The sequence below is a fragment of the Pseudomonas sp. NDM genome (assembly GCF_003105095.1).
In the GTDB taxonomy this organism is placed as follows: domain Bacteria; phylum Pseudomonadota; class Gammaproteobacteria; order Pseudomonadales; family Pseudomonadaceae; genus Aquipseudomonas; species Aquipseudomonas moraviensis_A.
The window spans coordinates 1-11,390 of sequence record NZ_QETJ01000154.1 but is presented as its reverse complement, the minus strand read 5'-3'; the positions used below and the strand labels follow the sequence as shown (position 1 = coordinate 11,390).

Below are 11,390 nucleotides of genomic sequence, written 5' to 3'. Positions count from 1 at the left end.
GTTAACCATTTGCTGACTGACACACCGCTATCGCGAGCAGGCTCACTCCTACAGGGGATTTCTGTGTCAGCTGATGCGCTGGAAGACCAGGGCTTTCAGGCCACTCTCCGGGTCGATATCGGGGAACTCCGGCGGATTTTCCAGTCGTTGTTCGAAGCGCAGGCTTGGCGCTTCCTGGGTAACGCCGTCAATCAGAAAGTCCGAACCGAACGACGGATCGTTCATGCACGCCAGCACCGTGCCTTGCGCGGTCAGCAGCTCCGGCAAGCGGCGCAACACGCGCTGATAGTCTTTGGTCAGCAGAAAACTGCCCTTCTGGAACGACGGCGGGTCGATGATCACCAGATCGTACGGGCCGCTGTTGATCACCTTGCCCCAGGACTTGAACAGGTCGTGACCGAGGAAGCTGACTTTGCTCAGGTCGTGGCCGTTCAGCCGATGATTGTCGCGACCACGGCTCAGGGCCGCGCGGGACATGTCGAGATTGACCACATGACTGGCGCCGCCCTCGATCGCTGCTACGGAAAAGCCGCAGGTGTAAGCGAACAGGTTCAATACCCGCTTGCCCGCCGCTTGTTTGCGCACCCAGTTGCGGCCGTAACGCATGTCGAGAAACAGACCGGTGTTTTGCTTGCGGCCCAGATCGACGCGGTACTGCAAGCCACCCTCGACGATGGTCATTTCCTCGATTTCCTCGCCGATCAGCCATTCGGCCGTGCTTTGCGGCAGGTATCGGTGCTGGATCAGCAGAGTGTGTGCGCCGGACTGCTGCCATTCGCTCGTGGCAGCGAGTTGCAACAGTGAATGCCTCAGATGTTGCAATTGCTCGGGCGCCGGCTCCTTGAACAGCGCCACCAGCACCACGCCCTGCAACCAGTCCACGGTCAGCTGTTCCAGCCCCGGCCAGCAGCGCCCGCGGCCATGAAACAAACGGCGGGTTTCGCTGGGTGCCGCTGCCAGCGCGGGCAGCAAATGGGCGTGGAGGGTGGCGAGGGCTTCAGGGTTCATGGATTACGGTTCGGCCTTTCAAAGGGCCGGCATTTTAACCACAAATGAGGGTTGCAGACGGCCGCTGCACCTCGAAAAACAACACCTTGGCGAAATCTGCTGTATCAAAAATGAATTTCTACAAGACGCGCTGCTCATACCAGATAAGCAGCGGATTCAAAACCGCTATTCAAAAAATGTAATTCGGGGGAGTGCTGTTCATGTGCCCTACACCTAGGTCGAGCGCGCACCTTCCTGACGGGTTGATTCTGGTTGTCGAGGACGATCCGTTGATTCTGGAATTTCTTTGCGAAATTCTCCAGGAGGAAGGGTTCAAGGTCGAACCGCAAACCAGCGCCGACGCCGCCTCACTGTATCTGGAAGAACACGCGGCGAAAGTCGCGCTATTGCTGACCGACATCACCATGCCCGGCACGCTTAACGGCGCCGACCTGGCGAATCTGGTCGGCGATCGCTGGCCGGAAAAACCGGTGATGGTGATGTCCGGCTATGAAACGCCGGAGACCTCCGGGGTCAAGCATTCGGTGGCGTTCATCAAGAAGCCGTGGGCGATCGGTCAGTTGCTCGACTGTGTGGAAAGTGCGTTCAAATCCAAGGCTCCGCATCCGCAGCTGCATTGACAAGTGCTACATTGCCGGGGCTGTCTGCCCCGGCCATCTGTCAGAGGATTTGCTCTTTTGTCTGCACAAGCATCGGTTTTTGATCGCGCATTCGCTGCGTTTCTGTTCGACATGGACGGCACCGTCCTTAACTCCATCGCCGCCGCCGAGCGCATCTGGTCAGCGTGGGCGGTGCGCCATGGCGTGGAGGTCGAGACGTTTTTGCCGACCATCCATGGCGCGCGGGCGATCGACACGATCACCCGCCTCAATCTGCCGGGTGTGGATGCCGAGCAACAGGCGGCGTTCATTACCGCCGCTGAAATCGAAGATGTTGAAGGCATTGTCGAAATTCCTGCGGCAGCAGCGTTTCTCAATGGTCTGCCGAAAGATCGCTGGGCGATGGTGACGTCAGCGCCGCGGGATCTGGCTCTGCGCCGGATGGCAGCGGCGGGGATTCCGCAGCCGGCAGTGATGATCACGGCTGAAGATGTGAAGGCCGGCAAGCCTGATCCGTCGGGGTATCTGCTGGCGGCGAAAAAGCTGGGGGTCGAGCCGGCTGACTGTCTGATTTTTGAAGACGCGACGGTTGGTATTCAGGCTGCGGAAGCGGCGGGCGCGGCGTTGATGGTCATCACCACTACGCATCAGCATCCGATTGAAACGGCTCACGCTACGTTGGCCAGTTACGATGCGATCGGCGTCAGGGTCGGCGCCGATGGTCTGCTTCGTCTGACGGAAATCTGATCTGTTCCGAAATGCCCCTCACCCTAGCCCTCTCCCGGAGGGAGAGGGGACTGACCGGGGGATATTCAGGTAATACGCCGACGTGAAAGGTCTTCTCTGAATCCATAATCGCTATGGTCTTTCAGGTCGACGTCAAATTCAGCACAACTCGGTCGGTTCCCTCTCCCCCGGGAGAGGGCAAGGGTGAGGGGCTGCGTTCTGCCAGGCGCAGAAAATTCTCGAACCAGGCAACATCCCCGTCACCGGTCGGCAGCTCAACCGCGCACGTAATATCGCAACTACGCTGATCCATGCTCCTGAAATCGTCGCCAAAATCGAGCGCGGTGAAACCCCTTGCCAATGAGGTAAACGCATGAAGATTGATCTGAGTGGAAAACTGGCCATCGTCAGCGGCAGTACCGCCGGCATCGGTCTGGGCATCAGCCAGTCGCTGGCCGAAGCCGGGGCCACGGTGGTGGTGATCGGTCGCGACACGGCCAAGGTCGAGCAGGCGCTGGCGAGCATTCGCCAAGCCGTGCCGGGCGCGCAGGTGCGCGGTCTGACCGCCGATCTGGGCACCGCCGAGGGCGCGGAAAAGCTTTTCGCTGCAGAGCCGCGCGCGGACATTCTGGTGAACAACCTGGGCATCTTCAATGACGTCGATTTCTTCGAAACGCCCGACAGCGAGTGGACGCGCTTCTACGAGGTCAACGTGATCTCCGGCGTGCGCCTGGCGCGGCATTACGTGCCAGCGATGGTCGAGCAGGGCTGGGGCCGGGTGATCTTCCTGTCATCGGAATCCGGCGTGGCGACGCCGGCGGACATGCTCAATTACGGTGTGACCAAAAGTGCCAACCTCGCAGTGTCCCACGGCCTGGCCAAACGTCTGGCTGGCACCGGAGTCACGGTCAATGCGATCCTGCCGGGGCCGACCTTTACCGATGGCCTGCAGGACATGCTCAAGGACGCGGCCGCCGAGTCCGGGCGCGACCTGCGTGACGAAGCCGACGCCTTTGTGCGCAAGGCGCGTCCGACCTCGATCATCCAGCGCGTGGCGGATGTATCGGAGGTGGCGCATCTGGTGACTTACATCGCTTCGCCGCTGTCCTCGGCCACCACTGGCGCCGCGTTGCGCGTCGATGGCGGTGTGGTCGACAGCCTGACTATCTGAATTTTTCAAAAGAGAGGTTTTATGCCAACAGCATCCGCAACCATCGACATCCCGGTCTCGGCCGATAAGGTCTGGCAATTGATCGGCGGCTTCAACACGCTGCCGGACTGGCTGCCATTGATCACCAACAGCGAACTGAGCGAAGGCGGGCGCGTACGCACCCTGAAGACCGCTGACGGCGGCGTGGTGGTCGAACGTCTGCAGACCTTCGATAACGCCGCTCGAACCTACAGCTATTCGATCGAACAGGCGCCGTTCCCGGCCAGTGATTACCTGGCGACGATCAGGGTTGAAGCCCAAGGTCAGGGGACGCGGGTGACGTGGTCGGGGCGCTTCAACGCGGTCGGCGTGAGCGATGAAGAAGTGGTGGCGTTGTTCAACGGCATCTATCAGGGCGGGCTCGACGCCCTGCGGGCCAATTACCCAACCAGATGACACCGCAACCCCCTGTAGGAGTGAGCCTGCTCGCGATTGCGGTGTGTCAGTCAACATAGGTATCGACTGGGACGACGCTATCGCGAGCAGGCTCACTCCTACAGGGGGTTGCGTTTCAAGTTCGGAATCAGGAGTTTTCAATCAAACTCTGCCGGCAATCCAGCACCAGTTTCGCCCCACCCAGATCACTGCCGCCGACCTCAAGACTGAAGCCGTGCAGACTGACAATCGCCGCGACGATCGACAGTCCCAGGCCAAAACCACTTTGCGGCTGGCCACCTTCAGTGCGATAGAATCGCTGAAACACCGCCTCACGTTCAGCCTCGGGAATCCCCGGCCCTGAGTCATGCACCTCGATCCGCGTCTGCCCGTTCGCATTGACCCCACGCAGCATCACCGTGCCGCCGGGCGGGGTGAATTTGATCGAGTTGCTCAGCAGATTCGCCAGCGCTTCGAACAACAACGCCCGGTCGCCATTGAGCGGCGGCAGCGTCTCCGGCATGTTCAGTTGGAAACGCAGATCGCCTTCCTCGGCCAGCGGCAGGTAGAACTCGTGCAACTCTTCCAGCAGTTGCACCGGATCAAGCTCGACAAAGCCGGAACGGCGCTGGCGATCTTCCAGTTCGGAAATCCGCAACAGACCACGAAACCGTGCCATCAGCGTATCCGCTTCAGCCAGTACCAGATCCAGTTGCGCCGCTTCCTGCGAGCCTTCGCCGGCCTGTTGCTGCATGCGATACAACTGCGCGCGCAAGCGGGTCAGCGGGGTGCGCAAATCGTGGGCGATGTTGTCGCAGACACCTTTGACCTCGTTCATCAAGCGCTCGATGCGCTCGAGCATGGCGTTGACGATGGCGGCGAGCATGTCCAGTTCATCGCGGCGATTGGACAGCGGCAAACGGTGCGTCAGGTCACCGGCAACGATCGCCTGGGCGCTGTTCTGGATCGCCCGAATGCGCTGCAACGGCCGGCGCCGCAGCAGATGCCAGCCAGCGATGCCCGGCAGGATCGTCAGTGACACGCCCCAGAACAACGCGTGCAGAATGATCCGCGTGACCGCAAACAACGAGCCATTGTCGCGCAGCAACACCAGCCAGCGCCCGTCACGGGTTTGTGTGGCCACCGCGTCGCAGCTGTCGCTTGGCAGGGTCGGGTCGTCGGAATCGGCGCACTCGGCGAGCATGTGGATCTTGCCGTCCAGCGGCAGTCCTTCGGGGATTTGTTGCAGCGCACCGCCCAGGTAATTGCCCTGGGCGTCGAACAGACCGTAGGCGTCGATGCCGCGAATGTCGAAGGTCATGCTGGCGGCGAGGGCGTCTTCCAGCTGCTCGCCGCGAAAGTGCGAGAACAGGTGCTGACGTTGCATCAATGAGTGTTTGGCGAGCTTGTCGAGGTAGCCGGACACCTCGTAGTACATGACCCCCATGAGAATTGCGCTCCAGGCCACGAACAGCGTGCTGTACAGCGCCAGCAAGCGACTGCTGGAGGAGCGCCAGCCATCAGACGGGTTCGGCAATGACATAGCCCGAGCCCCGTACCGTGCGGATCAGCGGAACATGGCCCGCAGCGTCGATCTTCTTGCGCAGACGGCCGATGTGCACGTCGATCAGGTTGGTGCCCGGATCGAAGTGATAACCCCAGACCTCTTCGAAGATCATCATTCGCGAAAGAATCTGGCCGCTGTTGCGCATCAGAAACTCCAGCAGTTTGTATTCGGTCGGCAGCAGCGTCAGCACTTGCTCGGCGCGGCGGGCTTCGTGGCTGATCAGGTCGAGTTCGAGGTCGGCGACTTTTAGCGTGGTGGCCTGGGTGGCAACACTGTTCTGCCGGCGCAGTAACACTTCGACCCGCGCGGCCATTTCATCGGTAGCGAACGGTTTGGTCAGGTAATCATCGCCACCCGCGCGCAAGCCGCGCACCCGCTCATCGACGTCGGAGAGGGCGCTGATCATCAGAATCGGCGTCGCCACGCCCATGGTGCGCAGGGTGGTGACGATGGCCAGGCCATCGAGCTCGGGCAACATGCGATCGAGGGTAATCAGGTCATAGTTGCCGCTGACGGCGCGGTCGAGGCCTTCGCGGCCATTGTCGACCCAGTCGACGTCCAGCCCGTGGCTGCTCAGTTCGGCGACGATTTCCCGCGCGGTCACGGCGTCGTCTTCGATGGTCAAGATACGAGTCATAGGCAGGCCTGCTGATCGGTTCAAACGGAATGGCAGCATTTTGCCAAGAAATTACCGTGACGCTTTAAATTAACTTTCATGTTGGTTGCCCACGCAAATCAGAACTGATCGGATTTGCCACTCTGGCGTCAATGCAGAAAACCCGCAGCAGTTCGCCCTTTATTGCAAATTGCACGGGCTTAGGAAGTTCAAGTTTTATAAATCATTGAAAAGTATCGATTTATTAAAAGGTTGTAACTGGCACGGTCACTGCAATTCCTCACTTGACGAGTTGTAACACCATTTTTCATGCCTGGAGCAGCACAACAATGAACAGATCCCCTGATGGCTATTATCCTGCCGTGGAAGAGTCGAGCAGTGTCTCAGGCGTGTCCTGGGGCGCGATCTTCGCGGGTGCAGCGGCTGCCGCAGCACTGTCGATGATTTTGGTACTGCTCGGCTTCGGCCTGGGCTTTTCGGCTGTATCACCGTGGGCCGGAGAGGGCGTCAGCGCCAAAGGCCTGGGCATTTCGACGATTGTCTGGCTGGCGGTAACGCAGATCATTGCCTCCGGCATGGGCGGCTATATTGCCGGCCGTCTGCGCGTGAAGTGGGCCAACATGCACGGTGACGAAGTCTACTTCCGCGACACCGCCCACGGCTTCCTCGCCTGGTGCGTCGCTACGCTGGTCACGGCTGTGCTGGTTGTCGGTTCGGTGAGCAGCGTCGTCAGCGGTGGTGTGCAGGCCGGTGCCAATGTAGTCGGCGGTGCTGCCGGTGCGATGAGCCAGGCCGCCGGCTCGGCTGCTGCCAACACTGACAGCGATCAGTACGGCTACTTCGTCGACAGCCTGTTCCGCGATGATCGTCCTGCTGCCGTCAGCGATGACGCCGCACGCGGCACCGTGACCCGCATCTTCGCCCAGAGCCTGGCCAACGGTCAGCTCAGCGCCGAAGATCGCACGTATCTGGCACAACTGGTGTCGCAACGTACCAATCTGAGCCAGGCCGATGCCGAGCGTCGTGTCGACGAGATCTACGCCAACACGCAGAAAGCCATCGCTGACGCGAAACTGAAAGCTCAGCAAGCAGCTGACACCGCCGCGAAAGTTGCTGCCTACACCTCGCTGTGGATGTTCGTTGCGCTGCTGGCCGGCGCATTCTTCGCCAGCCTCGCAGCCACCTTCGGCGGTCGTCGTCGCGATGCGGTCGAGTACGTCGAAGTCGACACCTACACCACTACCACTCCGGTTCGTTAAAAAGGAGAGTCACCATGCGCTCATTACTGCTGTTCTTCCTCGGCGTGCCGATCCCGATCATCATCCTGATCGCCCTGTTCGTACACTGATCCCTCTGAGGCAGGATGCCTCTGCCGCTTTTACCTTCGGGTGAAAGCGGCTTTTTGCTTTCTGCGGGGCCAAAAGCGAAAATTCCTGCGCAAAGCGGGCGTTCCGCTTTATCACTTTAAGGATGAGTCAGGTGGACAAGAAGGAAATCAAACGCCAGGTCGCCGAAATGCTCGATGCCGGGCGCTCGAAAACCGAAACTTTCAAGGCCTTCTCCGGTGGTGCGCTGAAAGACAAGGCGCTGGCCTATCTGATCGGTTCGCGCCCGGATCCGGATCTGCTCGAACGCCACGCCGGCAAGATCAAGATCCTCCTCGGACTGACTTACGTTCAGGCCCTGATCGGTCTGGTGGGTGGCTATCTCCTCGGGCTGACCATCAGCACCGGTTTCGCCATCGGGCTTGGTTTGTTCGCCGGTGGCGTGCCTTTGCTCTTTGCCTGGGGTTTTTATCGCAACGCGGCTCATGCTTACACGGTGTACGTGGTGCTCTCGATCAGCCAGGTTCCGCGCATGTTCAAGGAATACGGGGATGACCCGACCGGTACGGTGATCGGTGTGGCAATCACCCTGGCGATGATTTTCTACGTGGCCTGGCTGAAAAACCTGCTGTTCCCCGACCTTGGTTTCTTCGGCGCAAAGAAGATCAAAGGCCAGTTCGTCTTCTCCAACTGATCGATGTCCGTCCCGCCATTTTCCCTGGCCTGGATCAATATTTCGCCTGGCGATATCGCCTACCGTAAATGACCCAGGCCTTTGCTGAGGTATGAGCTACAGTGCTTGTCGCGCACCTTGTTGCGCTGACGAAGTATCCGCGTCGACGTTGAAAACACAGCAATAAAAGCGTCGACGAGGCGTAGTGCAGCAAGGAGCTGACACAACCTCAACCGAATCTTCACGGACGAACACCGTAATGAACTGCCTAGAAAGAACCTTCGATATCCAGCCCTTGGTGCAGGCGGACATGACCGTGCACATCAATGGCCAAGCGGTCAGCGCCGCTATCGGCGAAACCGTCCTCAGCGTTATCCAGTCCCTCGGCGTGCGTCAGATCGCACGCAACGATCACGATCAGATCAGCGGCGCCTATTGCGGCATGGGCGTGTGCCAGTGCTGTCTGGTGAAAATCAACGGTCGCCACAAGCGCCGCGCCTGTCAGACCGTGGTGCGTGACGGCATGCTGGTTGAAACCCAGGTCAACCGCGTCGTCGCGCAGGAGGTCGTATGAGCCTGCAACCGTTGATCGTTGGCGGCGGGCCGGCGGGGATGGCGGCGGCCATCGAGCTGGCGCGCCATGGGGTGCGCTGCACCTTGCTCGAAGAGGCCTCGCGCCTCGGTGGGGTGGTGTATCGCGGGCCGTTGCGCGATGGCGTGCAACTGGATTATCTCGGGCCGCGTTACTCGGAAGCGCTGGACAAACTGCACGGTGAATTTCAGCAGCAGTCGGGCCTGATCGACGTGCGACTCGACCACCGTGTGGTTGGCGCCGAAGGCACTCGCGCAATGGTGGTGCTTGACGGCGATGAACAGCTGCACGAGATCGCTTATCCGCAGCTGCTGCTCGCCGCCGGTTGTCACGAACGCAGCGTGCCGTTTCCCGGCTGGACGTTGCCGGGAGTGATCCTGCTTGGCGGTCTGCAATTGCAGATCAAGAGTGGCGTGGTCAAGCCGCAAGGGCCGGTGATCATCGCCGGCACCGGGCCGTTGCTGCCGCTGGTGGCGACCCAGTTGCATGCCTCGGGCGTACGCGTCGCCGGGGTGTACGAGGCTTGTGCGTTCGGCAAGATCGCCCGGGAGAGTCTGGCGCTGCTGAACAAGCCGCAACTGTTCCTCGACGGCTTGAGCATGCTCGCTTATCTGAAATTGCACGGCATTGCGATGCACTACGGCTGGGGTGTGGTGGAAGCCCACGGTGAAGGCGAGTTGAAAAGCGTCAGCGTCGCGCCGTATTCGGCGACCTGGGAGGCGGATCTGTCGCGGGTCGAACGCTTCGAAGCGCAGACGCTGGCGGTCGGTTACGGTTTTATTCCGCGCACGCAATTGAGCCAGCAGATGGGCCTCGATCATGGTTTCAGCGAAGACGGCTACCTGCGTGCCCACGCGAATGACTGGCAACAAAGCAACGTGGCGCATGTGCATCTGGCCGGCGACATGGGCGGGATCCGTGGTGGTGAAGCGGCGATGCTGGCCGGCAGGATCGCCGCCACTTCCATCCTGCTGCAACGCGGCGTGCTCGACGCCGAACTGGCCCGCGTGCGCCGCGATCGCTACACGAGCAAACTCAGAGCCATCGTGCGCTTTCGTGCGGCGGTGGATCGCTACACCGAGCGCGGCGTCGGTCAGATTGCTCTGCCTGCGGCCGACACGGTGATTTGCCGCTGCGAACACGCGACCCGCGCTGACATCGACCTGGCGCTGGAGCAGGGCGTGCAAGACATCGCCAGCCTGAAAATGCGCACCCGCGTGAGCATGGGCGATTGTCAGGGGCGGATGTGCGTGGGCTATTGCAGTGATCGCCTGCGCCAAGCCACCGGACGTCAGGATGTCGGCTGGCTGCGCCCGCGCTTCCCGATTGATCCGGTACCGTTTTCCGCGTTCCAGTCCCTCGGCAAGGAGGGCGCTTGCCATGAGTAAGTTCTACGACGTGGTCATTGCCGGTGGCGGAGTGATCGGCGCCTCCTGCGCCTACCAATTGTCCAAGCGCAAAAATCTGAAAGTTGCGCTGATCGACGCCAAGCGCCCCGGCAACGCGACCCGCGCTTCGGCTGGCGGTTTGTGGGCGATTGGCGAGTCGGTCGGCCTCGGTTGCGGGGTGATCTTCTTTCGCATGATGTCGGCCAATCGCAAGCGCGCAACCCAGGGCGCAGCGGTGGCGGTGGACGCCAGTACCCCGCATATCTTGCCGGAATCCTTCTTCGATTTTGCCTTGCAGTCCAACGCTCTTTACCCGGCGTTGCACCGCGAGTTGAAAGACAATCACGGCATGGATTGCAAGTTCGAAAAGACCGGGTTGAAGTTCGTGATCTATGACGACGAAGACCGGCTCTACGCCGAGCACATCGTCGGCTGCATTCCGCATTTGGCCGATCAGGTGCGCTGGCTCGATCAAGCGGCGTTGCGCGCGGCGGAACCGAGTGTCAGTCATGAGGCTCGTGGTGCGCTGGAGTTTCTCTGCGATCATCAGGTCAGTCCGTTCCGCCTCGCTGATGCCTATATGGAAGGCGCGCGGCAGAATGGCGTCGACCTCTTCGTCAACACCAACGTCACCGGCGTGCTGCATCACGGTACTCGCGTCACGGGTGTGCAGACGGCGGAGGCGGGGGTGTTTCATTGCAAGACGCTGATCAACGCCGCCGGCGCCTGGGCGGCGGATCTGAGTGAGTGGGCGACGGGGATTCGTATTCCGGTGAAACCGGTGAAAGGCCAGATTCTACTGACCGAGCGAATGCCGAAAATCCTCAACGGCTGTCTGACCACCAGCGATTGCTACGTGGCGCAAAAGGACAATGGCGAAATCCTCATCGGCAGCACCACCGAAGACAAAGGCTTCGACGTCACCACCACCTTCCCGGAGATTGCCGGGCTGGTGCAGGGCGCGGTGCGCTGCCTGCCGGAGCTGGCGGACGTCAACCTCAAGCGCACCTGGGCAGGACTGCGTCCGGGGTCGCCGGATGAGCTGCCGATCCTCGGGTCCATGCGTGGGGTCGAGGGGTATCTGAATGCCTGCGGACACTTCCGCACGGGGATTCTGACGTCGGCGATCACCGGGGTGTTGCTGGACAAACTGGTGAATGACGAACCGCTGCCGCTGGATATCACGCCGTTTCTCGCGGATCGGTTTGAAGTGGTACCGGTCAAACCGACACTGGAATTAGAACTGGCCTGACACCGATCCCCTGTAGGAGTGAGCCTGCTCGCGATAGCAGTGTGTCAGTAATGAATAAG

The 11,390-nt window shown here is 60.6% G+C and carries 12 protein-coding genes; 9 read left to right on the top strand and 3 right to left on the bottom strand.

The annotated features are described in order from the left end of the window. Nucleotides 1–66 precede the first annotated feature (66 nt). Entirely contained in the window at nt 67–1,008 is a 942-nt protein-coding gene (locus tag DCO47_RS22195) for a class I SAM-dependent methyltransferase (RefSeq protein WP_116658931.1), read from the bottom strand. A 200-nt stretch (nt 1,009–1,208) separates the two neighbouring features. Here DCO47_RS22195 and DCO47_RS22190 point away from each other — a divergent pair, with 200 nt between their 5' ends. The 4 genes from DCO47_RS22190 (at nt 1,209) to DCO47_RS22175 (ending at nt 3,939) form a co-directional block, all read left to right on the top strand. Next, nucleotides 1,209–1,628 carry a response regulator gene (locus DCO47_RS22190; RefSeq protein WP_065616054.1) on the top strand — a complete coding sequence of 140 codons (420 nt, stop codon included), beginning with the start codon at nt 1,209–1,211 and terminating at the stop codon, nt 1,626–1,628. Between the two features lie 57 nt (nt 1,629–1,685). Further along, nucleotides 1,686–2,354, top strand: a complete 669-nt coding sequence (locus DCO47_RS22185; RefSeq protein WP_116658930.1) for an HAD-IA family hydrolase — start codon at nt 1,686–1,688, stop codon at nt 2,352–2,354. A 352-nt stretch (nt 2,355–2,706) separates the two neighbouring features. Then, nucleotides 2,707–3,504, top strand: coding sequence for an SDR family NAD(P)-dependent oxidoreductase (locus DCO47_RS22180; protein WP_064363601.1), 798 nt, complete (start codon nt 2,707–2,709; stop codon nt 3,502–3,504). Nucleotides 3,505–3,525: 21 nt separating this feature from the next. Beyond that, nucleotides 3,526–3,939 (top strand): SRPBCC family protein, encoded by a 414-nt coding sequence (locus DCO47_RS22175; RefSeq protein WP_116658929.1) that lies wholly within the window; start codon nt 3,526–3,528, stop codon nt 3,937–3,939. Nucleotides 3,940–4,066: 127 nt separating this feature from the next. On the opposite strand, the gene DCO47_RS22165 is transcribed toward DCO47_RS22175, so the two are convergent. Further along, nucleotides 4,067–5,461 carry a HAMP domain-containing sensor histidine kinase gene (locus DCO47_RS22165; protein ID WP_116658928.1) on the bottom strand — a complete coding sequence of 465 codons (1,395 nt, stop codon included), beginning with the start codon at nt 5,459–5,461 and terminating at the stop codon, nt 4,067–4,069. Continuing rightward, nucleotides 5,439–6,122, bottom strand: a complete 684-nt coding sequence (locus tag DCO47_RS22160; RefSeq protein WP_042609265.1) for a response regulator transcription factor — start codon at nt 6,120–6,122, stop codon at nt 5,439–5,441. Before DCO47_RS22160 ends, DCO47_RS22165 begins: the two co-directional genes overlap by 23 nt. Nucleotides 6,123–6,430: 308 nt before the next feature. On the opposite strand from DCO47_RS22160, the gene DCO47_RS22155 reads away from it, so the two are divergent. From DCO47_RS22155 to hcnC, 5 genes are all read left to right on the top strand, one after another. Then, nucleotides 6,431–7,360: a hypothetical protein gene (locus DCO47_RS22155; protein WP_016775227.1), complete on the top strand. Its 930-nt coding sequence runs from the start codon at nt 6,431–6,433 to the stop codon at nt 7,358–7,360. Nucleotides 7,361–7,580: 220 nt separating this feature from the next. Next, entirely contained in the window at nt 7,581–8,120 is a 540-nt protein-coding gene (locus tag DCO47_RS22150) for a hypothetical protein (RefSeq protein ID WP_042609267.1), read from the top strand. A 238-nt stretch (nt 8,121–8,358) separates the two neighbouring features. Then, a complete protein-coding gene (locus DCO47_RS22145) occupies nt 8,359–8,673 on the top strand; it encodes a (2Fe-2S)-binding protein (protein ID WP_042609268.1) in 315 nt (104 codons plus the stop codon). Further along, entirely contained in the window at nt 8,670–10,079 is a 1,410-nt protein-coding gene (gene hcnB / locus DCO47_RS22140; RefSeq protein WP_116658927.1) for a cyanide-forming glycine dehydrogenase subunit HcnB, read from the top strand. Before DCO47_RS22145 ends, hcnB begins: the two co-directional genes overlap by 4 nt. Further along, nucleotides 10,072–11,331, top strand: coding sequence for a cyanide-forming glycine dehydrogenase subunit HcnC (gene hcnC / locus DCO47_RS22135; protein ID WP_116658926.1), 1,260 nt, complete (start codon nt 10,072–10,074; stop codon nt 11,329–11,331). The genes hcnB and hcnC overlap by 8 nt, the downstream gene beginning before the upstream one ends. Nucleotides 11,332–11,390 lie beyond the last annotated feature (59 nt).

Coding starts and splice junctions, on each gene's coding strand:
- DCO47_RS22195 (WP_116658931.1), bottom strand. CDS start 1,008: ATGAACCCTGAAGCCCTCGCCACCCTCCACGCCCATTTGCTGCCCGCG.
- DCO47_RS22155 (WP_016775227.1), top strand. CDS start 6,431: ATGAACAGATCCCCTGATGGCTATTATCCTGCCGTGGAAGAGTCGAGC.
- DCO47_RS22160 (WP_042609265.1), bottom strand. CDS start 6,122: ATGACTCGTATCTTGACCATCGAAGACGACGCCGTGACCGCGCGGGAA.
- hcnC (WP_116658926.1), top strand. CDS start 10,072: ATGAGTAAGTTCTACGACGTGGTCATTGCCGGTGGCGGAGTGATCGGC.
- DCO47_RS22145 (WP_042609268.1), top strand. CDS start 8,359: ATGAACTGCCTAGAAAGAACCTTCGATATCCAGCCCTTGGTGCAGGCG.
- hcnB (WP_116658927.1), top strand. CDS start 8,670: ATGAGCCTGCAACCGTTGATCGTTGGCGGCGGGCCGGCGGGGATGGCG.
- DCO47_RS22175 (WP_116658929.1), top strand. CDS start 3,526: ATGCCAACAGCATCCGCAACCATCGACATCCCGGTCTCGGCCGATAAG.
- DCO47_RS22165 (WP_116658928.1), bottom strand. CDS start 5,461: ATGTCATTGCCGAACCCGTCTGATGGCTGGCGCTCCTCCAGCAGTCGC.
- DCO47_RS22190 (WP_065616054.1), top strand. CDS start 1,209: ATGTGCCCTACACCTAGGTCGAGCGCGCACCTTCCTGACGGGTTGATT.
- DCO47_RS22180 (WP_064363601.1), top strand. CDS start 2,707: ATGAAGATTGATCTGAGTGGAAAACTGGCCATCGTCAGCGGCAGTACC.